Genomic DNA, 24450 nt, shown 5'->3' on the forward strand with positions numbered 1-24450 from the left:
TTATTTTTTTTAGTTGATTTGATTATTCTACTCTTCGCTTTTAGACAAATACAATAAACCTATTTAACGCAGGCTAAAACCTTTTGCAGACCACCACGGATGAATAACCACATCTAATTGTCCCGCTTTTACCATTGGATCTGCCTTTGCCAGACTATCTGCCATTTTCTGATTTGGCACATTGTAAATGGTTACACCTCGCATATCTCCTTCGTCTCCAAAAGATCCAGAAATATCTGCATAACCCAACTCATACATTTTATTTAAATATGCAAAATGTTCGTCTTGTAAGTCTTTTGCTTCTTCTTCGTTCTGAGTTCTTACTGTACCTCCTTTTAAAATAGCGATAAAGTATTGCTGTATTAAAAGGGTGTCTTTAGTTTCTTCGTCTACATAATCGTAAGTTTCAAAACCTTGCGCTGTTAATTCTACTTTAATTTCATTGTAACTTTTTGGAGTTTCTACAACTGAAGATTCTATTTTTACCGAATCTACAGCCATCTCTGTATTACTAATAGAATCTTGTCCTGACTGATTTAACGGTGTAGACTTTTCATTCTTTTTACAACTAAAAAGTACGAGAACGGCAATTATAAGTATTGAATATTTCATGTATTCCAAGTATTAAAAGGGTGTTTACTAAGTTGCGAATTATAATATTTCACATCTCCTGTGACTTCTTTTCCTAACCAAAGCGGTTTTGAAATTACTTCTGTAGGATAGCTTAATTCAACTTCTGCAACAATTAATCCTGCATTGGCTCCAAAAAACTCATCAACTTCAAAAGTATGTTGATTCATTTTAATTTCATAACGAATTTTATCAATAACACCAGCTTCACATAATTTTAAAAGGGCAAGTGCATCTGCCTTATCAATAGATTTCTCCCACTCAAATCGTTCTAAACCATTTTTAGTAGATTTTCCTTTTACGGTTAAAAACCCGCCTTCTCCTTTTAGTCGTACACGAACGGTGCGCTCTTTATCTGTATTTAAAAAACCTTGAACAATTTTGGTTTGTTTAAAAGCTTCTGTTTTAAAAGCATTAGATTTTACTAAAAATTTACGCTCTATTTCTATCATATGTTTTTGCAATCTCTTTTATATTTTCTGAAGGTATACATTGTAACTCGTAGCTATGTGCTGCCAACCAAAGCATGGCAGACGCTATTGTTTTAGACTGTATAGGCTTATATTTTTTAAATTTCCCTATAAATAATAGAGACAATACATGCATTAAAACCTTCCCTATAGATTCTCCAAGTCTAAACTCTTCACGAGAACCCGTTATTAAAGATGGTTGCAACAAATATGTATTTTTAATATTTAAGGACAACACAACGGCTTCCATTTCGCCTTTAGTTCTGTTATAAAAAACCTTGCTTTTAGAATCTGCACCCAAAGCAGAAATACAAATAAAATGTTTAATATTATTCTTATTACATAAATTTGCTGCAGCAACAGGAATACCATAATCTATCTTATGATACATGGCTTTATCTGGCGTTTTAGATTTCGTGGTGCCAATACAGCAAAACACAACATCTCCACGAAATAGTGTTTTATAACTATCTAATTCAAAAAGATCTATTAAATATTCTGTTATTTTGGAATGTTTTACTCCACAAGACGACCTACTAAACAAAACAATCCTACTATAACTACTATCTTTTAAAAGCTTTTGCAACACAATTTCACCTGTTAAACCCGTTGCTCCTAATACAATAGCTGTTTTACCCATAAGTTTATATTTGCTTTAATAAAGTTATTATAAATTTGTGTAATAGTATACAAAACGTACAGCAATTAACCATAGTATAGAGACACTAATTTATGGAGTCAGATTTTCCTTTAAGAAAAATTATTCATGTAGATATGGATGCGTTCTTCGCGTCTGTAGAGCAAATGGATGCTCCTGAACTTAAAGGAAAAGCAATTGCTGTTGGCGGAAGCGAAAAACGCGGTGTTGTAAGTGCCGCAAGCTACGAAGCTAGAAAATTTGGTGTAAAAAGCGCCATGAGCGGTATTCAAGCCAAACGTAATTGTCCCGAATTAATTTTTGTAAAACCTAATTTTGAACGCTACCGGGAAATCTCTAAACAAATTAGAAAAATATTTTTAGATTATACCGATCTCGTAGAGCCACTTTCGCTAGACGAAGCCTACCTAGACGTTACCGTAAACAAAAAAGGAAACCCTAGTGCATCTCTTATTGCTGAAGAAATTAGAGCACGTATTTTTAAAGAAGTTGGATTAACAGCATCTGCAGGAATTTCAATTAATAAATTTATTGCTAAAGTCGCTAGTGACTACAATAAACCTAACGGACAGAAAACAGTAAACCCAGAAGATGTTTTAGTGTTTCTAGAAGATTTAGATGTTCGTAAATTTTATGGCGTTGGCAAAGTCACTGCCGAAAAAATGTATCAATTAGCAATTTATACAGGAAAAGATTTAAAATCTAAATCTATAGAATATTTAGAGTCTCATTTTGGTAAATCTGGACACTATTACTATCACGTAGTTCGAGGTATTCACAATAGCGAAGTGAGACCCAACCGCATTAGAAAATCGCTTGCTGCAGAACGTACCTTTAGCGAAAATTTGTCTAGTGAAATATTCATGTTAGAAAAACTAGAACACATTGCAGAAGAAGTCTCTAAACGGTTAACAAAAAACAAAGTCGCAGGAAAAACAATTACACTTAAAATTAAATACAGCGATTTCACTTTACAAACTCGAAGCAAAACTTTAAATTACTTTATTAGCGATGCCCATTTAATTATGGATACGGTAAAATCTTTATTAATTCAAGAAGAACTAACCAACTCTGTTCGGTTACTAGGAATCTCTATTTCAAATTTGAATACCGAAAAACCAAATAAAAAAGTAGAACAAGAAAGCGTTAGTGTACAGTTAAAATTTCAGTTTTAGCTTTTATCTTCATATTAAAACAATTACAACACAAATACTTAAATAAAATAAACAATTACTCCTAAATAGTAGTTATTGTTATAAAGTTCGCAATTTAGAATCATCCTTATTAAGGAAAAATAGGCAAATAATGTAAGTTGTAAAATTATCCTCAAATCTCTTATTTTTATTTGTACTTAATCTAAATAAGATTAGTTTTGTTAAAAATTTTAAGATAATGTTCTTAACAAAAAGCCACTTAACTCTATTTCTTTTTTTAATAAGTACTGTTGTTGTTGCGCAACATCATTCATTAAAAGGTCATGTTGTTTTCGACACTACAGAACCTGTACTTGGCGCTCATATTATCTTAACAGGCAACGATATAAAAAAAGAAACCACAACAGATTTTAATGGTTATTACCGTTTTAAAAATGTGCCTTCGGGAACTTATAACGTCCAAATTATCTCTTTGAATGCTAATCCTAGAACCATAAAAATTACCCATAATTCTAAAAACGAAACACACAAAACCATACTAAAATTTGCAGAATACCAGGATTTAGATGAAGTCTTAGTGAAATCGCAGACTACAAAACAAAAAATAGAAGATAAAGGATTCTCGGTAAATGTTATAGAAACAGAAGAGGCTGGAATAAGAAACATTCAAACCAACGAATTACTAAAAACAAGTGTTGGGGTAAACATTAGACAAAATGGTGGTTTAGGCTCTGACGTACAATACAGCTTAAATGGTTTATCCGGAAGTGCTGTCCGTATTTTTATAGATGGTATTCCAATTTCTATTTACGGATCTTCTTTTAGTTTAAATAGTATTCCCCCTTCAATGATTAAGCGTATTGAGGTTTACAAAGGTGTTGTTCCTGGCTATTTAGCCGACGATGCATTAGGAGGCGCTATAAATATTGTACTAAATAAAGGCGCTAAAAACAACTTAAACGCATCTATATCTTACGGATCTTTTAATACTCTACAAACTAGTCTTAATGGATTATATCGTTTTGATAAATCTGGTTTTACAGTAAAGGCTTCTGGATTTTATAACTACTCGGATAACGATTATAAAGTTTCAGGAAGAAGTGTTGTTACTACTGGTTTAGGAGGTGTGCAAACACCAATTACAGCTAGACGATTTAACGACGCTTATAGATCTATTGGCGGAATGGCTCAGGTGGGATTTACAGATGTAAAATGGGCAGATCAATTTTTTATAGGATTAACAGGATCTGATGATTATAAAGAAGTACAACATGGTGCTTTTATGACCATTACCCCTTATAAAGATCGTTTTTTAGAATCTGATGCCCTACTCGGAAACCTTACTTACCAAAAGAAAGATCTTTTTACTGAAGGTTTAGATGTAAACATACACGGAATATATGGTACAAGAAACCGTGTTGTGAATGATACGGTTGCTGCTGCTTATAGTTGGAACGGCGATAGAGCTATAGATTATAAAGGAGACGAATACGAATATACTTGGGGATCGCAACAAGAAGGCGGACCAACATTAGCAACAATTAAAAGATATGTAGCTTCTGTAAGGTCTGGTATTTCTTATGCCATTAACAACCAACATAAAGTTTTATTTAACCATGTGTATACTGGTGTAGACAGAGAAGATAGCGATGTTATGAAATCGGTATTAGAAAACACCTTTATGGGAACTAGAGATTTAGATAAAAACATTTATTCCTTGACCTACGAGTTTAACGCTTTTGAAAACAAATTAAAGGCCAATGTCTTTGGAAAACACTACCAACAAAAAACTGTAAATATAGATCCAGACATCGCAGAAGATGCAGATGGTAACGACCAAATAGTAGATGAAATTACAGAAAGTAACAATAAAGATAATGGGTATGGATTTGCAATTTCATACGATATTCTTTCAAATGTATCGCTATTAACTTCTGCAGAAAAAGCTGTTCGTTTACCGGACGAAACTGAAGTTTTTGGTAACGACGGAGATAATGTTGTCGCCAACCCGAGCATAAGACCAGAAACAAGTAAAAATTACAACTTAGGATTTAGATTTGGAACCTTTAAAATTAAAAACCACGACTTCTCTGCTTCAACAAACATCTTTATTAGAGACATTACAGATCGCATTGGTTTACCTATTGAAACCTCTTTAAATATAGACGACGAGACTATAGTTTATGTGAATCAAGGGAATGCAAAATCTAAAGGTTTCGATGCTCAATTTAATTATACTTACAATAAAAACTTAGGCTTCAACTTTAATATATCTCATTTCGATTTAACGACAACAACAGCTCTTGGTACTGAAATAGATATACCAAACACGCCATTTTTTACTATGAATGGGAGTTTAAGATATTCATTTAAAGATCTTATTCAGAAAGAATCTCAACTGAATCTATTCTATACCATGTACTTTACAGATGAGTTCTCTTACTTAACTGCTCAAGGCTCAAATACAGTCGGCGATGAATTCTTTTTAGTACCAAAACAATTATCTCAAGATTTTGGAGCGAGTTATTCTTTCCCGAACAAAAATCTGGTTATGAGTTTCGATATCAAAAACATATTTGATGAAGCTGTTTATGATAATTTATCGGTACAAAAACCAGGAAGAGCTTTTTACCTAAAATTAAATTACACAATCAATACATTTTAATAACAACAACAAACAATTATAATATGAAACGCAATTTTTCAAATTACAAATTACTTAGTGCCATAACATTAACCATTGGCCTTTTTACATCATGTAGTAGCGACGATACAAACGACAACCCCGATCCGGACCCAACTACAGAATCTAGATGGATAACTGTTGCCGCAGCAAGAATGGGAGACGATCCAGGAGATGGTAACGGAGGAACATTAATTTATTCTATTAGCAGTGAAGACGCTAAAGATCCAACAGTATCTATAGAACCTTTTGATAATGGATTTATAGCACCTTCTAACAGAACTGCTAGATTACAATCTTCTGAAGATGGTAATACCATTTTTAATATTAGTTACGCAGGAGATACCGGAGGAAACTATACTAAATACACTGTAGAAGGTGGACAAACGTTCACACAAACAGGTTCAGAAATAAGCATTGCTCCTTATGTAGGGACAGCACCTAGATGGATTAAATTATTTGATGGAGACCAAACAGGAGCTGCTGTTTACGTGTCTAATGAAAATGAATTTGACGAAGACGGTAATTACACACGTACAGAAGCTACAATAGGTGTAGTAACTATAGATTTAGAGAATTCTTTAATTAATAGATTCGAAGAGGTAAGTGTACCTTTGAGCGCAGAGGAAGAAGCAAACGGTTATTACTTCTCTAGAATTGACATGCCTACTTTAAACGAAGCTGGAGATAAATTATACATTGGTGGTCGTTTAAGCAAAGTAGATCCTGCTACCGCAGAAAGCGATAGTGATTACGAAATATTAGGTTCTAAAACTATTGTATTAGATTACCCTTCCCTATTAAATCCTACAGTAATTACGTCTACAGTAGGACACGGAAACACTAACGGATACCGTAGTATTAATGCTTTTGAATATAATGGAAGCGTGTACCAAGCTAACCAAAGTGATCCTGAAGGTTCTCATATTTTAAAGATTGATGCTGATAATGAATATGACGATTCTTACGAATTTAATTTAGATGATGCTTTAGGTGTTGAAGGCGCTTATATTCTTGCTTGGAGACCAACTGCAAATGGTAAAGCTGTAATTGCTTACCGTCATGATGGTTCTGCAGAAGGTGTTGCAGGTGCTCAAGGCTTCTTCGCTCTTGCAGATTTAAACACAAAAACAGCTACAAAAATTGATGCTATTCCTTACGATCCTGATTTCTACTTATTCCAATACCAAGGTTTTGTAGTAGATGGTACAGAAATATACTTAACACAAGCTCCTGTTGGAGAAAACGGAAACATTTATGTTGTCGAAACAGAAACTGGAGAAGTTACTAAAGGTGCAGAATTAGTTAATGTTGAAGGTAGCCACTTTATTGGAGTGTTCTAAATAAAAATAAATTTTTTTTTTTTAAATATTCATTTTAACTATTAGTCTAAAAAAAGCCTCATTAACACATGTTAATGAGGCTTTTAAATATTTTAATACTAAATTTAAATTAGTATTTATTATTTCCTATTGCGGTAACACGTAATGTGTTAACCATTCCCTTATCATGAATAGGCATAGCTGCTAAACTAATTACCATATCACCCTCTTCTAAATAGCCTTTATCACAAGCTAATTTGTTTACATCTTCAATAGTTTCATCTGTACTAACAAACTTATCATAGTAAAGTGCTTTAACACCCCACAACAAGTTTAATTGTGTTAAGATACGCTTGTTAGATGTAAATACTAAAATATGAGCTGAAGGTCTCCATGCTGAAATTTGGAATGCTGTATACCCACTATTTGTTAATGTAGAAATAGCCTGAGCATTAATTTCGTTTGCCATGTTAGCTGCATGAAAACAAATTGCTTTAGTAATGTAACGTTTTGTACGAATATGTGGAGGTGATTGTGGCACTTTAATAAGTGGTGAATCTTCTACACTTTTAATAATATTCGACATTTTCTTAATTACCTCAACAGGATATTGTCCAACAGAAGTTTCTCCAGAAAGCATAACAGCATCGGCACCATCCATTACAGAGTTAGCGACATCGTTAACTTCTGCACGCGTTGGTGTTAAACTATCAATCATAGTTTCCATCATTTGCGTTGCAATAATTACTGGAATTCTTGCTTTTTTAGCACATAATACTAATTGCTTTTGAATTAATGGAACTTCTTCTGCAGGAATTTCAACACCTAAATCACCACGAGCTACCATTAAACCATCACAATACGAAACAATTTTATCGATATTTTCTACCGCTTCTGGTTTTTCAATTTTGGCAATAATAGGAATTTTATCGGCACTATGTTCTTTTATAAGATCTTGCAATTGCATTAAATCTTCAGCGTGACGTACAAATGACAATGCCATCCAGTCTACCTTCATTTTAATTGCAAAAATAGCATCTTCAATATCTTTCTCTGTAAGCGCTGGCTGAGAAATATTTGTGTTAGGTAGGTTTACTCCTTTTTTAGATTTTAAAGGACCTCCTTGTATAACTTTTGCAGTTACTTCATCTACATTGTTACTTGAAACAACTTCAAAAAGTAATTTACCATCGTCTAGAAGAATACGTTCACCTGGTTTAGCATCTTGAGGGAATTGTTTGTAAGTCATGTAAACACGCTCTTTGGTTCCTTCAAACCTTTCGCCAGTAGCAAAAATAATTTCGTCTCCAGGGTTTACATAAACCTCTTCTTTCATGACACCTACACGAAGTTTTGGACCTTGTAGATCTCCTAAAATTGCAGCATTGTAACCGAATTCTTCGTTTAAGTCACGAATCATTTTAATACGCTCTTCTACATCAGTATAATCAGCATGAGAAAAATTAATTCTAAACACATCGACACCTTCGTCTAACATGCCTTTTAAAACTTCTTTAGTACTCGTCGCCGGCCCTAATGTGGCCACTATTTTGGTCTTCTTTCTTTTCAACATTAATTAAAAATTAAATTGTCTTTAGATTTTATTTGATCCACGTTTACCGTATAAGTTGTAATAACTTGGGGTATCTCTTGGATTGTATTCACTATTAATTGTTCACTTATTTGCAAGTCTTCTTTCGTAATCTTCATTAAATAATCTACATTTTTTAATTCAGGAATTAGGTTGTAAGACTTTATAATTTTTTCTTGATTTGTAAACAAAGAACCTGAACTATGCAGGCTATCTTCTTCACGTTTACAAATGTTAGACACCAAGTTATATGTAATTAAATTGGTTTTGTCTTTCCATTCGAAAATGGAATAAGTTGCTGAAAAATATTTATAATCAACATCTTGATCGTTTCTAATTAGGCTTAGATTCAAACTTTTATTTAAATAATATGTTAATCTATAATCTTCTAATCGACTGTGAATGGCAATTAAAATATAGTCAACATCATCTAGAAAGTCCTCAAGATTAAGTTTATGAATAGCCATAATCATTTACTTTAACTGTAAAGATAACATTTATAAGCATTAGAAAATGACCTTTTCTCTTATCTTATTGTTATATTTTTACGAAAACGTTTTAGTTACGAAGAATTTTTGTAAAAAAAACAGAAAAAAGTTTCTTTAGAAACTAATTGTTTTTTGTTATTTCTTTCTGAAACACAAAGAATGCACGTTTAGAAGCTTTCTCTTCAGCCTTCTTTTTAGAGGTTGCTCTTGCTTTTGCAACCACTTTTTTATTTATGGCTAGCTTAACAGCAAAATGTCTAACATCGTCATTTCCTGTATCGTCGTATACATTATAATCGAATGTTTTCTTTTCTTTCTGGCACCATTCTATAAGCAAGCTTTTATAGCTAATTACCTTACCTTCTAGTTGTTCTATATCTACAAAGGGAGAAATAATACGATTATGTATAAACTTCTCACAATATTTATAACCACGATCTAAATAGATAGCTCCTACTAAGGCTTCGAATAAATTCCCGTGTATATTGTCTCCAAATTGACCATTCGGAATTTTACTATCTATTAATTCTATTAATTTTAAATCGCGTCCAAGTTCGTTTAAGTGTTCTCGACTTACAATTTTAGAACGCATTTTTGTAAGATAGCCTTCGTCTCCGGCGGGTGCTTCAATATATAAATATGCAGCAATTACCGACCCTAACATGGCATCTCCTAAAAACTCTAATCGTTCGTAATTAATAGCATTCCCCTTATCGTTTTTAATATTCATAGAACGATGGGTGAAAGCTGTTTTGTAGAAACCTTCATTTTTAGGTTTAAAACCTAAAATTTTTGTTACAGAAACAAAAAAATTCCCGTTATTTTTAAAACGGGAATTTAATATGTAACGAATGCTTTTCATTCGTATTTAATCTTCTAATTTTCTAAATAATACACAAGCGTTGTGACCGCCAAATCCAAAGGTATTACTCATAGCCACTTTAACATCTCTCTTTTGAGGTTTATTAAGTGTTAAGTTTAATTCTGAATCAATTCTCTCGTCTACAACCTTGTGGTTAATTGTTGGAGGCACAATACCATACTCCATTGCTAAAATAGCAGCAATAGATTCTATAGCACCTGCAGCACCTAACAAGTGACCTGTCATAGATTTTGTTGAATTAATGTTGATGTTTTTAGCATGTTTACCAAAAACTTCAGTAATCGCTTTTAATTCTGCAACATCCCCTAAAGGTGTAGATGTACCATGTGTATTGATATGATCTACATCTTCTGGTTTTAAGCCTGAATTTTCAAGACAATTTTTCATTACAGCGATAACTCCTATACCATCTGGATGTGGTGCCGTCATATGGTGTGCATCTGATGACATTCCTCCACCCATAACTTCTGCATAAATTTTAGCTCCTCTTGCTTTGGCATGTTCATATTCTTCAAGAACAATTGCCCCTGCGCCTTCTCCTAACACAAACCCGTCTCGAGTTGCATCAAAAGGTCTAGATGCTGTTTCTGGACTTTCATTTCTTGTCGATAATGCATGCATTGCATTAAAACCTCCCATTCCTGCAATTGTTACGGCAGCTTCACTTCCTCCTGTTACAATAACGTCACACTGTCCTAAACGAATATAGTTTAGTGCGTCTATCATAGCATTCGCAGAAGATGCGCAAGCCGAAACTGTGGTATAGTTAGGTCCCATAAATCCATGTTTAATAGAAATGTTACCTGGCGCTATATCTGCAATCATTTTAGGAATAAAAAAAGGATTGAATCGTGGTGTACCATCTCCCGCTGCAAAGTTTAAAACTTCATTTTGGAATGTTTCTAGACCACCAATTCCTGCTCCCCAAATTACACCTACTCGTAATTTATTAACAACATCTAAATCCAACTTAGCATCTAAAATAGCTTCATCTGAAGCTACCATAGCGTACTGAGCAAATCGATCCATCTTACGAGCCTCTTTTCTATCAAGAAAATCGGTAGGATTAAAGTTTTTTAATTCGCAAGCAAATTTAGTCTTGAACTTCTCAGTATCAAAATATGTTATAGGCGCAGCTCCACTTTTTCCACTAATTAGAGCGTCCCAAAATTCATCTTTGGTATTTCCAATAGGTGTAAGAGCCCCTAATCCTGTAACTACTACTCGCTTTAGTTCCATAAAAATCTTTTCCTTATTTTGCAGCTTCTATGTATGATATAGCTTGACCAACTGTTGCAATGTTTTCTGCTTGATCATCTGGAATTTGAATATCGAATTCTTTTTCGAATTCCATAATTAATTCTACAGTATCTAATGAATCTGCTCCTAAGTCGTTCGTGAAGCTAGCTTCAATTACAACCTCGTTTTCATCAACACCTAATTTGTCTACGATAATCGCTTTTACTCTTGATGCAATGTCTGACATAATCTTTAATTTTAAGTTTAAATAAGGTGCAAAAATAAAAAACTTTATTTTAAAACACGCTTTTAGTTTAAAAATAGTGAATGTAATTTAATTAAATTAAGTTGAAGTGTTATAATTTTGCATAAAAATTATTAAAAACACATCCCTTTTTTTAAAGAGGACTAAATCATTTTAAGCCTTATTTTACAGTGTTTAACACGGTTTTAAGCTCAAAAATATTATAAAAATATAACACATGAAACGTATTGTAATTTTCGCTTCTGGATCTGGATCGAATGCTGAAAACTTAATAAAATATTTTAAAACAAAAACTAACGCTTCGGTAACGTTGGTTCTTACAAATAACCCACATGCAAAGGTACTTGATCGATGCAAAAACTTAAAAGTTAGTGCTTTATCATTTAATAAAGTTGCTTTTACAGAGACCGAAGACGTTTTAAACCTATTAAAAAGCGCAAAACCAGATCTTATAATTCTGGCCGGTTTTTTATGGAAATTCCCCGAAAGTATACTAAATAAGTATCCCAACATGGTTATTAATGTGCATCCTGCTTTATTACCTAAATTTGGAGGAAAAGGCATGTATGGTATGCGTGTTCATGAAGCTATAGTTGCAAATAAAGAGCCTGAAACAGGAATTACAATTCATTATGTAAATGAAAATTATGATGAAGGTGCAACAATCTTTCAAGCCACTTGCCCTGTTTTAAGCACAGACACAGCAGATGATGTTGCCGCTAAAATTCACGAATTAGAAATGGAACACTTCCCTGTTATTGTTGAAAAAGTTTTAAACCAAAAGGAAGCTTAAAATAGATGTCTAAAAAGAAAAAATACTACACCGTTTGGAAAGGTCATAAAGTAGGCGTTTACGAAACCTGGAATGCATGTAAAGCGCAAACCAAAGATTATCCTAGCGCCGTTTATAAATCGTTCCCTACGCTTGAGGCTGCAACACATGCCCTAAACAGCAATCCTAAAGATTTTATTGGTAATAAAAAGTTTACAAGCGGTTTAAATTCTGAAGAATTAAAAAAAATAGGAAAACCCAATTACAATTCTATTTCTGTTGATGCTGCTTCTAGTGGAAATCCGGGAATAATGGAGTACAGAGGTGTAGATACAAAAACAAAAAGACAACTTTTTATACAAGGTCCTTTTAAACAAGGCACAAATAATATAGGCGAATTTTTAGCGATTGTTCACGGCTTAGCCCTTTTAAAAAAGAACAACAGCAACTTACTAATGTACACAGATTCTCGCACAGCCATAAGTTGGGTTAAAAAGAAAAAATGCAACACGAAACTAGAACGAACAGACAAAAATAAGGATGTGTTTGATTTAATAGATCGTGCTGAATTTTGGCTTAAAAACAACGATTATGTTACAACTATAGTAAAATGGGAAACTAAAGCTTGGGGAGAAATTCCTGCTGATTTTGGAAGAAAATAACAGGAATTATCACCTTTTTATCCTTTAGCATTCCATACATTATTGCTTCTATCTATATCTGGTACTTGATGTTCTGAATCTATAGTTACATGAATAATTTTAGAGGTTGTATTTACGTGAAATTGTGCTGTTTTACCAAACTTCCAAATTTCTACAGGGACTTTAAATTCGTGTGTTTTTCCGTTTGCTTCTTCTACACTAACCAAAACAGGCATAACCATTTGCTGGTTGTTAGCGACTGAAATAGTAGCACCATTAGCCACCTTTTCTTTAACATAATCTACGCCTGTAACAGCTTGATCTAACTGCCAATTATTATGAAACCATCCTAACCAAAACCAAGATAAGTCTTCGCCAGAACCATTATCCATACTTCTGAAAAAATCTTCAGGTTTTGGGTGTTTATATGCCCAATTATGAATGTATTGCTTAAAAGCATAATCAAATTTATCAGGACCAAGAATAACCTCTCTTAGAAGCACCAATCCAAATGCAGATTTAAAGTAAGCTAAGGGATGTACAAACTCACGTCCCATATCGTCGGCTGGCGACATTAACGTTGGACCATCTTTACAATCTTCCATCACCTTAATTATTTCATCGGCAGGATTTCCTCCTCCAGAAGCATATTCGCCATCTCTTTTTGGCGCAAATTCTCCTTTATTAAAATTATCATGTGCATAAATATCAATAAAGGTATTAAAGCCTTCATCCATAAAAGGAAATCTTCTTTCATCAGACCCTACAATCATAGGAAACCACGTGTGTCCAATTTCATGAGCTGCAAGTAAAAACATGCTATATGGTTCGGACTTCCAACTATTAAATGCTAATCCTGGATATTCCATTCCTCCAACAGGTCCGGCAACACTAGTCGCTACAGCATACGGATATTCAAACCATTTATTAGAAAATTCTTCAACAGAAAACTTTGTAAACTCTGTAGATCTAGCCCAAGCTTTATTATTTTTTGTAGACGCAACAGGATAAACAGATTGTGCTAAAGCCGTTTTACCACTTGGCAAATTAATTTTAGCAGCATCCCAGATATATCCTTTAGACATTGCCCAAGCAACATCTCTTGTATTATTCATTTTAAAATGCCATGTTGTGGTTCCTTTTTTAGTATTAGTTACAGGTTTATTTAATTCTTTAGCACTTCTTATAAAAACTGTTTTATCAGACTCGCTAGCTTCTTTTAATCGTTTAAGTGTTTTAGCACTTAAAATATCGTCACCATTCATTAATTTACCAGCACCAACAACAACTTGATCCGATGGCACAGTAACTTCATAATCTATGGTTCCGTAATCTAAATACATTTCTCCACTTCCAACAAAAGGCAAGGTGTTCCAACCGTAATAATCATCGTAAACACATAGTCTTGGGTACCAATAAGAGAACTCAAAAATTTCCCCATCGTCTGCATCCATATAACCCGATCGTCCTCCACTACTTCTTGTTTGTAACACATAAGAATATGTTATAGAAAGCGAAATATCTTCGTTAGAGTTTAGCACATCATCTAATCGTATTTGCATACGAGTCCCATGAATATAATAAGCTATATCCTGCCACGTTTTATTTTTTAAAACACGGATACTACTAATTTTATATCCTGAATCTGATTTTTCATTAGCACCTTTTAACTGGCCAGCCTTAGAGTCTGTATTACCAATATTTTGATCTAATTGCAACCATAAAGATTCTAATTGATCTGGACTATTGTTTGTATAATCTATGACAACCTCGCCTTTAAGCAAATACGAATTTACATCGAAGGAAGCCTTAACGGTATAATCTGCTTCGTTTTGCCAATAACCAGAACTTGGTTTTCCTGAGGCGCTTCTAACAGAATTTCCGTTATGTTGATAAAAATCAGTAGTAAAAATTTGTGAAGAATTGTACTGTGCACTTGCCGTATATAATGTTAAAAACATTAAAAAAGCTAGATAATTAGAGGATTTCATAATAGAAAATATTGTATTTTATATCTAAGGTAAACATTCATAACAAAAAACAATTTACACTTGTTCATTTTTACCAAACATGCAAAAGCAGAGATTATTATTTAATTATTCAAATTAAAACACATCGTTAATTACAAAATAAGCAACAAACCCGCATAAGTAAAGGGCATATAAAAACAATAGTATTCTAAATAAACTTTGTTTATGCTTTAGCCGTTAAAAGACCTATATTTGCAAAAAAACATTAGCCCTCTTTTATGAGTAAATTAGTTATTGTAGGTACCGTAGCGTTTGATGCTATTGAAACACCTTTCGGAAAAACCGATAAAATTCTTGGTGGCGCTGCCACTTATATAGGACTTTCTGCTTCTCAATTTAATGTAGATAGCGCTGTAGTTTCTGTAGTAGGAAATGATTTTCCTCAAGAATATATAGATTTATTATCTAATAAAAACATAGACGTTTCTGGTTTAGAAATTGTAAAAGACGGAAAAACATTCTTCTGGAGTGGCCGTTACCATTACGACATGAATACTAGAGATACTTTAGCAACAGAGCTAAACGTATTAGCAGATTTTAATCCTATAGTTCCTGATGCATATAAAAATGCTGAAGTTGTTATGTTAGGTAATTTACACCCTTTGGTACAACTTGGTGTTTTAGACCAAATGACAACAAAGCCAAAATTAGCCATTTTAGATACTATGAATTTCTGGATGGATAATGCTTTAGAAGATTTACATAAAGTAATTGCTAGAGTAGATGTGCTTACTATTAACGATGAAGAAGCAAGACAATTAACAGGAGAATATTCTTTAGTTAATGCCGCTCAAAAAATCTTTGAATTAGGACCTCAATTTGTAGTTATTAAAAAAGGAGAACACGGTGCTTTATTATTTCATAAAGACAACATTTTCTCTGCACCAGCATTACCATTAAAAAGTGTATTCGATCCAACAGGAGCTGGAGATACTTTTGCAGGAGGATTTGCAGGATTTTTAGCCAATTCTGGAGAATACACATTTGAGAACATGAAAACAGCCATTATATATGGTTCGGCTTTAGCCTCCTTCTGTGTTGAAGAATTTGGTACGGAACGTTTACAAAAAGTCACGACAGACGAATTAAACATGCGACTGAAACAATTCAAGGACTTAACAACATTCAATATAGATTTATCATAAAAAACACGCGCTTGTAAAAAAGCGCGTTTTTTAATTAATTTTATTATATATACAATGAGCGATGCTTTAAAACATGAATGCGGTATAGCACTCATAAGACTTTTAAAACCATTAGAATACTATAAAGAAAAATATGGTACTGCATTTTATGGTGTAAATAAAATGTATTTAATGATGGAAAAACAACACAATCGTGGTCAAGATGGTGCTGGTTTTGCAAGTATTAAATTAGACACTCAGCCAGGCGAACGTTACATAAGCAGAGTACGATCTAATGCTCAACAACCTATTCAAGATATATTTGCTCAAATTAACGGAAGAATAAATCAAGAATTAGTAGAACACCCAGAATATACTGATGATGTAGAGCTTCAAAAAAAACACATCCCTTATTTAGGAGAAGTGCTTTTAGGCCATGTACGTTATGGTACATTTGGAAAGAATAGTGTAGAAAGTGTACACCCGTTTTTAAGACAAAACAACTGGATGCACAGAAACCTTATTCTTGCTGGAAACTTTAACATGACTAATGTTAACGAATTATTTGATAATTTAATTCGTCTTGGACAACACCCTAAAGAAAAAGCCGACACCATTACTATAATGGAAAAAATTGGTCATTTCTTAGACGATTCTGTTGCAAAAAAATACAAACAATTAAAAGCAGAAGGCTATTCTAAAACAGAATGCTCGCCTTTAATTGCCGAACGCTTAAACGTTGGTAAAATTTTAAAAAGAGCTGGTAAAAATTTCGATGGTGGTTTTGCTATGGCCGGAATGTTAGGACACGGAGATTCTTTTGTTTTACGTGATCCTGCAGGAATTAGACCAGCATATTACTACCAAGACGATGAAGTGGTTGTTGTTGCTTCAGAACGCCCCGTAATTCAAACTGTTTTTAATGTAGATTTCGATCAAGTAAAAGAACTAGATCCGGGTCATGCTATTATTACTAAAAAATCTGGGGAAGTAAAAATCGAAAAGATTTTAGAACCTACAGAACGCAAAGCATGTTCTTTCGAACGTATTTATTTCTCTAGAGGAAGTGATGCAGAAATATACCAAGAACGTAAAACATTAGGTAAATTATTAATGCCTAAAGTTCTTGAAACTATTAATTACGACACCAAAAACTCTGTTTTTTCTTATATTCCTAACACAGCAGAATCATCGTTTTACGGGATGATAGAATCTGTTGAAGATTATTTAAATAAAAGAAAAACAAAAGCCATAATTGAAGGTAAAGATTTATCTGAAGAGCAAGTTACCGAAATACTAAAAGAACGTCCTAGAATTGAAAAAATCGCAATTAAAGATGCTAAGCTTCGTACATTTATAACAGAAGACAGCAGTCGAGACGATTTAGTAGAACACGTTTACGATGTTACTTACGGCGTTATTAAAAACACCGATAATATTGTAATTATAGACGATAGTATTGTTCGCGGTACCACACTTAAGAAAAGCATTATTAGAATGCTAGATCGCTTACACCCTAAGCGTATTGTTGTAGTATCTTCTGCTCCACAAATTCGTTACCCAGATTGTTACGGTATAGATATGGCAAACCTAGAAAGCTTAGTTGCTTTTAGAGCCATGTTAAGCTTACTTAAAGATCAAAATAAATATCATTTAATAGAAGAGACTTATAAAAAATGTATCGCTCAAGTAGATATGAAAGACACACTGGTTCAGAACTTTGTTAAGGATTTATATGATGAATTTACAGATGATGAATTATCTATAAAAATAGCAGAACTTATTTCTGACGACACAATTAATGCTGAAGTTTACACCATTTTCCAAAGTGTTGAAAACTTAAATAAAGCGTGTCCTAAAAATTTAGGTGACTGGTATTTTACAGGAAATTATCCAACTCCTGGAGGTAATCGTGTGGTTAACAGAGCATACATTAATTTCTACGAAGGCAACAACCAACGTGCTTATTAATAAGCTTTTACAGCCGTAAAGATGATTTAAACGTCATAAAAACACGTTTTACCTGATAATAATGCACTTAATCTAAAAGATTATTTGATAATACATAAATACTCTAATTTGGCACGACCATAACATAAGTAGGTTAAGTTCATGGTAGATTTGGGGCAAAAAAGGTGAACTAACGTTCACCTTTTTTATGTTTAAAACATTACCATTTTACCTAGACACGCACAAATACCTAAAACAGTATAGCTTGTAGCACAACTTTTCTAAATTATATATTCTTTTTTAATCATCTATCTATTCAAAAAAAACATATTAGCTCCTACTTAATAAGATCTAAATCTTCAACATTAAGAAACACACTTATATATAAGTATAAAAATATTTTTAAAATATAACTATATATACTATTAGGTTTCACAAATCAAAACAACATAGTTTCTTAACCAAATTAATCATAGTGTTAGCCTAAAAAGAGTAAAACTACACGAGATTACCCTAAACATATACAATATTACCTTTAATAATTGGTAACATTAATTTAACGGTTAAAATAGTATACAATATTGCCAATATCGTTGTTTTCTAACAACTGTAACGCACATATATTTGCAGTGTTAATCGTTAAGAAAAACACTTATGAAAAAATTTATCACACTTAGTATTTGTCTGTTAGTAATGACTTCTAGCATTGCAGCTACTTATGCAAACATCTCTTTATCTAAAAAAGATGATGCAACGAAAAAGGAAATTACATTGACATTGAATGATGTAAAGGCAGGACAAAAATTATCTATTGAAGACGAAAACGGAGTTATTTTATATAATCAAACAATTCAAAAATCTGGAGTTTATAATAATAGATTTGATTTATCTGCATTACCTAATGGAGATTACCATTTTGAACACGAAAAAGATCATTACACAAAATTAATTCCTTTTACAGTTTCTTTAGGAGAAGTTAATTTTGATAAGGCTAATGAAAAAATAATTTACAAGCCTATAGTAAAAGTTAAAAATGATTACATATACGTATCTAAATTAGATTTAGAAAAAGATGATGTAAAAATTGACATCTATTACTCTGCTAAAAACAAAAGTGAATTTCAATTAGTGCACTCAGATAAAATCTCAGACACTGTAAAAATTGAGCGCGCATACCGCTTATCAGAATTACACAAAGGAAATTACAAAGTGATAATCAATAGTAACGGTAAAAGCTACATTGAAAACTTTAAAATATAGTTTTAAATAAATAGTATTTCATTATACTATTAAATTTAGTTAGTTTGTTTGTAAGAGTGGGACTGGTTATCTCACTCTTTTTTTATGCCCAAAAATTAACCCCCCATCAATACTAAAATTGTATTCTCTATAACACCTCCTTTATTAATCAAAGCCATTGTAATTCTTATACAAATAGCAAGATTAAGATTAGAACCTCCTTCTTAATAATTAGAAAAAACGACTACTTTCTAATTAACTAAATTCCAAAAAAATCAAGTAAATATTTGCTCAAATAACAAATTTTAAATTAAACATTCATTCTTTTAACAAAATCAATTTAAAAACAGCAAAAAAAAGTAATTACGAAATACACATCCTTTAGATAACCTATATATTTAGACTAGGAAACATTATAAAAAATCAGACAAACAGCTTGTGCTTTAAAAGCATATAGCCGGATTTTTTATTCCATAAGATTAACATCATGTTTTCTATAATTATCAAGTTCAAACAGCTAATAATTAACACTAAAAAAAAGAATACTAAATGAAACAAAGGTTACTATTTTTAATACTTTTTATGGCTAGTAGCGGCCTCTTAAAAGCACAAGACTACTTTCCAGAAAGTAAAGGCGTAAAATCTAATAATCATAATTACACAGCTTTTACAAATGCCAAAATTTATATAACGCCAACTACAGTTATAGAATCTGGAACCTTATTAATAAAAGATGGCAAAGTTGTTTCTGCAGCAGCACAAGTCACACTTCCCAAAAACACGGTTATTATTAATGCAGAAAACAAAACAATTTACCCTTCTTTTATAGATGTATATTCAGATTTTGGAGTTACAAAACCAAAAAGAACAGGAGGTCGTGGCCGGTCTGCACAATATGACGCTACTAGAGATGGTTTTTACTGGAACGACCATATTATGCCAGAAACAGATGCCATAGAAGTATTTGAATTTGACAATAAGAAAGCAAAAGAACTACTTAATGTAGGTTTTGGAGTAGTAAACACACATTTACAAGATGGTATTGCACGCGGAACAGGTGTTTTAGTCGCTTTAAATGAAAATGATACTAATGCAAATCGTATTTTAAACGATCGCTCTGCTCAGTATTTTTCATTAGAAAGAAGCGTTATAAAAGCGCAATCTTACCCAACTTCTTTAATGGGAACAACAGCTTTATTAAGACAATTTTATCACGATGCAGATTGGTATGCAAAAGGTAATATAGATGTAACAGATCGTTCTTTAGAAGCTTTAAACAACAATAAAGCACTTGTTCAAATATTTGATGCAAGCTCTAAAAGTAACGTATTAAGAGCCGATAAAATTGGAGACGCATTTGGCATTCAATACACCATTCTTGGAGGAGGAGATGAATATGAAATGGTATCGGCAATAAAAGCGACACATGCTAAATTAATTTTACCTCTAAATTTCCCTGATGCTTACGATGTTTCAGACCCTTTTAGTGAGACATTTGTATCGCTAGCTGATATGCGCCATTGGAGTCAGGCGCCTTCTAATCCTAAAATATTAGCAGATAATGGAGTAACATTTTCATTTACTTTAAATCATTTAAAAGAAACTAAAGATTTTAAAGAAAAACTTACAGAAGCTGTTAATCGCGGACTTTCTAAAACAAAGGCATTAGAAGCATTAACTACAATTCCAGCCCAAATACTAGGACAGTCTAGCCGAATTGGAGCTTTACAAAAAGGTATGGAAGCTAATTTTATTATTACTTCTGGCGATTATTTTGATAAAGAAACCATTTTATACGAAAACTGGGTACAAGGAAAAAAGAACCTTATTAAAGCAGCCAATACTAACGACATAAGAGGCGAATATACAATTACAGCTAATTCAAAAGTATTTACACTTTCAATAAAAGGCACTGCAGACACTCCAAAAGCAACGATTAAACAAGACTCTACAACTTTAGATTCTAAATTTAAGTTTGAAAACAATTGGTTAAACCTATCGTTTACAGACAAGGCTTCTGCATCGTATAGAGTTTCTTCTTTAGTTACATCTAGCACACCTGTTTTTACTGGAAAAGTAATAACAGAAAATGGAGAACACAGCTTTAACGCAACACAAACAGCTCCGTTTAAAAACAACAAACACAAAGATAAAACAAGCAAACCTACAGAGTTATTCCCTATAACCTACCCAAACATTGGATATGGAAATTTAGAACTCCCTAAACAAGAAACCATTTTATTTAAAAATGCAACGGTTTGGACCAGCGAAGACGAAGGTATTTTAAAAAATACAGACGTTTTAGTAAAAGATGGTAAAATAGCCAAAATAGGAAAAGACCTTTCTGCAGGAAAAGCGAGAGTTATAGATGCCACAGGAAAACATTTAACAGCAGGCATTATAGACGAACATAGCCATATTGCAGCGCTATCGATAAACGAATCTGGACACAATTCTTCTGCAGAAGTAACCATGGAAGATGTTGTAGACCCAGACGACATTAGCATTTATTATGCACTTGGTGGTGGCGTAACTTCACTACAATTATTACACGGTTCTGCAAATCCTATTGGAGGACGCTCTGCAATACTTAAATTAAAATGGGGAGAAACTGCTAAGAATATGATTTACGATAACTCTCCAAAATTTATAAAATTTGCTTTAGGAGAAAACGTAAAACAAAGTAACTGGGGAAGCACAAACAGATTTCCACAAACACGAATGGGTGTAGAACAGGTTTTTATAAACTATTTTCAACGCGCTAAAGAATATGGCGAAAAGAAAAAAAGCGGAACACCTTACCGTTATGACGAAGAAATGGAAACCTTATTAGAAATTCTTAACGGAGAACGTTTTATTAGCTGTCATTCTTACGTGCAAAGTGAGATTAACATGTTAATGAAGGTTGCTGAAAAATTCGACTTCAGAATAAACACTTTCACACATATTTTAGAAGGTTATAAAGTAGCAGATAAAATGGTCGAACACGGTGTTGGAGCGGCAACGTTTAGCGACTGGTGGGCTTATAAATTTGAAGTAAACGATGCCATACCATATAACGCTGCTATAATGCAACAGCAAGGTATAACTGTTGCTATAAATAGTGATGACGATGAAATGATTAGAAGATTAAATCAAGAAGCTGGAAAAACTATAAAATACGGCGGAATGACGGAGTTGGAAGCTTGGAAAATGGTAACTATAAACCCAGCAAAATTATTACATCTAGACAACAGAGTGGGAAGTATTAAAAAAGGTAAAGACGCAGATCTTGTACTTTGGAACAACAACCCTTTGTCTATTTATTCTAAAGCAGAAAAAACAGTAATAGAAGGTGTTGTGTATTTTGATATTGAAAAAGACAAACTACAACGTGAAAGCATAAAAACGGAACGTGCCAAATTGGTTAACTTAATGCTTCAAGAGAAATCTAAAGGTAAAAAGACACAAAAACCAAAAGGTAAAAGAAAAGAAGAAATGACTTGCGAATCACTATAAAAATAAAAAACTATAATGAAAACATATAAAAACATATTAGTGCTCGTCGTTTTGTTTAGTGTATCCTTTTCTTGGGCACAACAAACACCAGCAACTGTACAAAAAGAAGCTATAGTAATAGAAGGTGCAACTGCCCATCTAGGAAATGGAAACATCATAGAAAATTCGCTTATCATGTTCGAAGGTGGCGTTTTAACATTTGTTGGTGATGCTAAAATGAAAATTGCTAGAAAAGGAAAAACAATTGATGGCACAGGAAAGCATATTTACCCAGGCTTTATTGCCCCAACAAAAGCATTAGGATTAATAGAAATTAACGCTGTTAGAGCGAGTAAAGATGAAGATGAAATAGGAGAATTCATTCCGCATGTACGCAGTTTAATTGCTTATAATGCCGAATCTAAAGTTGTAGAAAGTATGCGCCCAAACGGTGTATTACTGGCACAAATAGCACCACAAGGAGGCGAAATTTCAGGAACGTCATCTATTGTGCAACTAGATGCTTGGAATTGGGAAGATGCAGCCGTAAAAGTAGACGATGGAATTCACCTACATTGGCCAAGCAGTTATAGGTTTAATCGCAGAGGAGAAGACAGAGGATATAAACCAAACGATACCTACCAAAAAACAATTGCAGAAATTACAAATTTTTTACAAGATTCTAAAGCGTACGGAGAAACCGTTTCTGCAGAAGAAAACGAACCCTTTAAAGCCATGCAAGGATTATATAACGGTTCTCAAAACCTTTATATTTATGCAGATGGAGAAAAAGAAATTATAGATGCCATTACTTTAGCTAAACATGAAGAGATAAAAAACATTGTATTAGTTGGCGGATATGAAGCTTACAAAATAACCGATTTCTTAAAACAAAATAACATTCCAGTTTTAGTACAAGCTACACATAACAGACCAAATTTTGAAGACGAAGACTACGACCTACCTTATAAGCTACCAAAATTATTAACAGACGCAGGTTTATTGGTTGGAATACAAAATGCAAAAAGCGAAAATTTCCAGACTAGAAACTTACCTTTTTACGCTGGGCAAGTTGCAGGACAAGGTTTAGATAAAGAGCGTGCTTTATGTTTAATTACAGGAAATACTGCAAAAATACTAGGTATAGATAATAGTTACGGAACTTTAGAAGTAGGAAAAAGTGCTACATTATTTATTTCTGAAGGAGATGCTTTAGACATGAGAACCAACCAACTTACAAATGCTTTTATAGACGGTCGCGAAATCTCTTTAGAAACACACCAAACCACATTATGGAAACGTTACATGAAAAAGTACGAAACTAAATAAATTACCTAATCAATTTTATTATTTATAAGAGTGAGATTTAAATCTCACTCTTTTTTTATGCCTAAAAATATTTAGAACCTCAACCTTACAAATAAGACCTTAAATAGAAAATAAAGACAAAATTATCCGACATGGCTTAAATTACCTCAAACATATTTTATATTACCCCTATAAATATAGGGCTTAAGATTCTTGATTAAAATAGAACACAAAGTTGCCAATATCGATGTTTTCTAGCACGAGCTATCGCTATACCTTTGTCATACGTTAATCGTTAAAAGAAATTAATTATGAAAAAAATAATGAAACTTGGTATTAGCTTGTTGTCAAAAACAAACTCAAACAAATACTACATGAACTCAATTAATTCACTACAATAATATTCAAGTTAGAATAGAAGATAAGGCAAACAATATTAATGTTTTGTTGTAAAGGCTTCAATCTATCTTAATATAAAGAATCGAAAAAAAAATAAATCATGAAAAAAATAATTAGACTTAGTATT

The 24450-nt window shown here is 32.8% G+C and carries 19 protein-coding genes; 10 read left to right on the forward strand and 9 right to left on the reverse strand.

The window, feature by feature from the left end; all coding sequences use genetic code 11:
* Positions 1–63: 63 nt before the first annotated feature.
* The 3 genes from GQR95_RS04290 to GQR95_RS04300 are packed head-to-tail and all read right to left on the reverse strand — an operon-like array spanning position 64 to position 1740.
* Positions 64–612: a YciI family protein gene (locus GQR95_RS04290; protein ID WP_159021990.1), complete on the reverse strand. Its 549-nt coding sequence runs from the start codon at positions 610–612 to the stop codon at positions 64–66.
* On the reverse strand, positions 609–1082 hold the full coding sequence (locus GQR95_RS04295) for a CYTH domain-containing protein (RefSeq protein WP_159021991.1): 474 nt from the start codon (positions 1080–1082) through the stop codon (positions 609–611). Before GQR95_RS04295 ends, GQR95_RS04290 begins: the two co-directional genes overlap by 4 nt.
* Positions 1063–1740 (reverse strand): NAD(P)H-binding protein, encoded by a 678-nt coding sequence (locus tag GQR95_RS04300; RefSeq protein ID WP_159021992.1) that lies wholly within the window; start codon positions 1738–1740, stop codon positions 1063–1065. The genes GQR95_RS04295 and GQR95_RS04300 overlap by 20 nt, the downstream gene beginning before the upstream one ends.
* Before the next feature lie 92 nt (positions 1741–1832).
* On the opposite strand from GQR95_RS04300, the gene dinB reads away from it, so the two are divergent.
* The 3 genes from dinB (at position 1833) to GQR95_RS04315 (ending at position 6938) form a co-directional block, all read left to right on the forward strand.
* The gene (gene dinB, locus GQR95_RS04305) at positions 1833–2933 is read left to right on the forward strand and encodes a DNA polymerase IV (protein WP_159021993.1); all 1101 of its coding nucleotides are present in this window, start codon (positions 1833–1835) and stop codon (positions 2931–2933) included.
* A 217-nt stretch (positions 2934–3150) separates the two neighbouring features.
* Positions 3151–5577: a TonB-dependent receptor domain-containing protein gene (locus tag GQR95_RS04310; RefSeq protein WP_159021994.1), complete on the forward strand. Its 2427-nt coding sequence runs from the start codon at positions 3151–3153 to the stop codon at positions 5575–5577.
* A 23-nt stretch (positions 5578–5600) separates the two neighbouring features.
* The gene (locus GQR95_RS04315; protein WP_159021995.1) at positions 5601–6938 is read left to right on the forward strand and encodes a hypothetical protein; all 1338 of its coding nucleotides are present in this window, start codon (positions 5601–5603) and stop codon (positions 6936–6938) included.
* A 109-nt stretch (positions 6939–7047) separates the two neighbouring features.
* Here the strand turns inward: GQR95_RS04315 and pyk are convergent, their stop codons facing one another.
* The 5 genes from pyk to GQR95_RS04340 form a co-directional block, all read right to left on the reverse strand.
* On the reverse strand, positions 7048–8490 hold the full coding sequence (gene pyk / locus GQR95_RS04320; RefSeq protein ID WP_159021996.1) for a pyruvate kinase: 1443 nt from the start codon (positions 8488–8490) through the stop codon (positions 7048–7050).
* Positions 8490–8975 carry an IPExxxVDY family protein gene (locus tag GQR95_RS04325; RefSeq protein WP_159021997.1) on the reverse strand — a complete coding sequence of 162 codons (486 nt, stop codon included), beginning with the start codon at positions 8973–8975 and terminating at the stop codon, positions 8490–8492. The genes pyk and GQR95_RS04325 overlap by 1 nt, the downstream gene beginning before the upstream one ends.
* 142 nt (positions 8976–9117) lie before the next feature.
* Complete coding sequence (gene rnc / locus GQR95_RS04330; RefSeq protein ID WP_159021998.1) at positions 9118–9858, reverse strand: ribonuclease III; 741 nt, start codon at positions 9856–9858, stop codon at positions 9118–9120.
* Positions 9859–9864: 6 nt separating this feature from the next.
* Positions 9865–11118, reverse strand: coding sequence for a beta-ketoacyl-ACP synthase II (gene fabF, locus GQR95_RS04335; protein ID WP_159021999.1), 1254 nt, complete (start codon positions 11116–11118; stop codon positions 9865–9867).
* A gap of 13 nt (positions 11119–11131) precedes the next feature.
* Positions 11132–11365: an acyl carrier protein gene (locus GQR95_RS04340; RefSeq protein ID WP_148452158.1), complete on the reverse strand. Its 234-nt coding sequence runs from the start codon at positions 11363–11365 to the stop codon at positions 11132–11134.
* Between the two features lie 235 nt (positions 11366–11600).
* On the opposite strand from GQR95_RS04340, the gene purN reads away from it, so the two are divergent.
* A complete protein-coding gene (gene purN / locus GQR95_RS04345) occupies positions 11601–12176 on the forward strand; it encodes a phosphoribosylglycinamide formyltransferase (RefSeq protein ID WP_159022000.1) in 576 nt (191 codons plus the stop codon).
* Between the two features lie 5 nt (positions 12177–12181).
* A complete protein-coding gene (locus GQR95_RS04350; protein WP_159022001.1) occupies positions 12182–12817 on the forward strand; it encodes a viroplasmin family protein in 636 nt (211 codons plus the stop codon).
* Positions 12818–12834: 17 nt separating this feature from the next.
* On the opposite strand, the gene GQR95_RS04355 is transcribed toward GQR95_RS04350, so the two are convergent.
* Complete coding sequence (locus GQR95_RS04355; RefSeq protein ID WP_159022002.1) at positions 12835–14787, reverse strand: M1 family metallopeptidase; 1953 nt, start codon at positions 14785–14787, stop codon at positions 12835–12837.
* A 257-nt stretch (positions 14788–15044) separates the two neighbouring features.
* Here GQR95_RS04355 and GQR95_RS04360 point away from each other — a divergent pair, with 257 nt between their 5' ends.
* From GQR95_RS04360 to GQR95_RS04380, 5 genes are all read left to right on the forward strand, one after another.
* Positions 15045–15971: a PfkB family carbohydrate kinase gene (locus GQR95_RS04360; protein WP_159022003.1), complete on the forward strand. Its 927-nt coding sequence runs from the start codon at positions 15045–15047 to the stop codon at positions 15969–15971.
* A gap of 54 nt (positions 15972–16025) precedes the next feature.
* Positions 16026–17921, forward strand: coding sequence for an amidophosphoribosyltransferase (locus GQR95_RS04365; RefSeq protein ID WP_159022004.1), 1896 nt, complete (start codon positions 16026–16028; stop codon positions 17919–17921).
* A gap of 633 nt (positions 17922–18554) precedes the next feature.
* Positions 18555–19160, forward strand: a complete 606-nt coding sequence (locus tag GQR95_RS04370; protein WP_159022005.1) for a hypothetical protein — start codon at positions 18555–18557, stop codon at positions 19158–19160.
* A 528-nt stretch (positions 19161–19688) separates the two neighbouring features.
* On the forward strand, positions 19689–22637 hold the full coding sequence (locus tag GQR95_RS04375) for an amidohydrolase family protein (protein ID WP_159022006.1): 2949 nt from the start codon (positions 19689–19691) through the stop codon (positions 22635–22637).
* Positions 22638–22652: 15 nt separating this feature from the next.
* Complete coding sequence (locus GQR95_RS04380; RefSeq protein ID WP_159022007.1) at positions 22653–23945, forward strand: amidohydrolase family protein; 1293 nt, start codon at positions 22653–22655, stop codon at positions 23943–23945.
* Positions 23946–24450 lie beyond the last annotated feature (505 nt).

The organism is Formosa sp. L2A11 (genome assembly GCF_009796865.1).
Lineage (GTDB): Bacteria > Bacteroidota > Bacteroidia > Flavobacteriales > Flavobacteriaceae > Formosa.

What these genes read in the sequence shown, in the direction of transcription:
- GQR95_RS04375 (WP_159022006.1), top strand. Translation starts at nt 19,689, where the DNA reads ATGAAACAAAGGTTACTATTTTTAATACTTTTTATGGCTAGTAGCGGC.
- GQR95_RS04325 (WP_159021997.1), bottom strand. Translation starts at nt 8,975, where the DNA reads ATGGCTATTCATAAACTTAATCTTGAGGACTTTCTAGATGATGTTGAC.
- GQR95_RS04370 (WP_159022005.1), top strand. Translation starts at nt 18,555, where the DNA reads ATGAAAAAATTTATCACACTTAGTATTTGTCTGTTAGTAATGACTTCT.
- GQR95_RS04355 (WP_159022002.1), bottom strand. Translation starts at nt 14,787, where the DNA reads ATGAAATCCTCTAATTATCTAGCTTTTTTAATGTTTTTAACATTATAT.
- GQR95_RS04340 (WP_148452158.1), bottom strand. Translation starts at nt 11,365, where the DNA reads ATGTCAGACATTGCATCAAGAGTAAAAGCGATTATCGTAGACAAATTA.
- GQR95_RS04300 (WP_159021992.1), bottom strand. Translation starts at nt 1,740, where the DNA reads ATGGGTAAAACAGCTATTGTATTAGGAGCAACGGGTTTAACAGGTGAA.
- GQR95_RS04290 (WP_159021990.1), bottom strand. Translation starts at nt 612, where the DNA reads ATGAAATATTCAATACTTATAATTGCCGTTCTCGTACTTTTTAGTTGT.
- GQR95_RS04315 (WP_159021995.1), top strand. Translation starts at nt 5,601, where the DNA reads ATGAAACGCAATTTTTCAAATTACAAATTACTTAGTGCCATAACATTA.
- rnc (WP_159021998.1), bottom strand. Translation starts at nt 9,858, where the DNA reads ATGAAAAGCATTCGTTACATATTAAATTCCCGTTTTAAAAATAACGGG.
- GQR95_RS04295 (WP_159021991.1), bottom strand. Translation starts at nt 1,082, where the DNA reads ATGATAGAAATAGAGCGTAAATTTTTAGTAAAATCTAATGCTTTTAAA.
- GQR95_RS04380 (WP_159022007.1), top strand. Translation starts at nt 22,653, where the DNA reads ATGAAAACATATAAAAACATATTAGTGCTCGTCGTTTTGTTTAGTGTA.
- GQR95_RS04360 (WP_159022003.1), top strand. Translation starts at nt 15,045, where the DNA reads ATGAGTAAATTAGTTATTGTAGGTACCGTAGCGTTTGATGCTATTGAA.
- purN (WP_159022000.1), top strand. Translation starts at nt 11,601, where the DNA reads ATGAAACGTATTGTAATTTTCGCTTCTGGATCTGGATCGAATGCTGAA.
- pyk (WP_159021996.1), bottom strand. Translation starts at nt 8,490, where the DNA reads ATGTTGAAAAGAAAGAAGACCAAAATAGTGGCCACATTAGGGCCGGCG.
- GQR95_RS04310 (WP_159021994.1), top strand. Translation starts at nt 3,151, where the DNA reads ATGTTCTTAACAAAAAGCCACTTAACTCTATTTCTTTTTTTAATAAGT.
- GQR95_RS04365 (WP_159022004.1), top strand. Translation starts at nt 16,026, where the DNA reads ATGAGCGATGCTTTAAAACATGAATGCGGTATAGCACTCATAAGACTT.
- fabF (WP_159021999.1), bottom strand. Translation starts at nt 11,118, where the DNA reads ATGGAACTAAAGCGAGTAGTAGTTACAGGATTAGGGGCTCTTACACCT.
- dinB (WP_159021993.1), top strand. Translation starts at nt 1,833, where the DNA reads ATGGAGTCAGATTTTCCTTTAAGAAAAATTATTCATGTAGATATGGAT.
- GQR95_RS04350 (WP_159022001.1), top strand. Translation starts at nt 12,182, where the DNA reads ATGTCTAAAAAGAAAAAATACTACACCGTTTGGAAAGGTCATAAAGTA.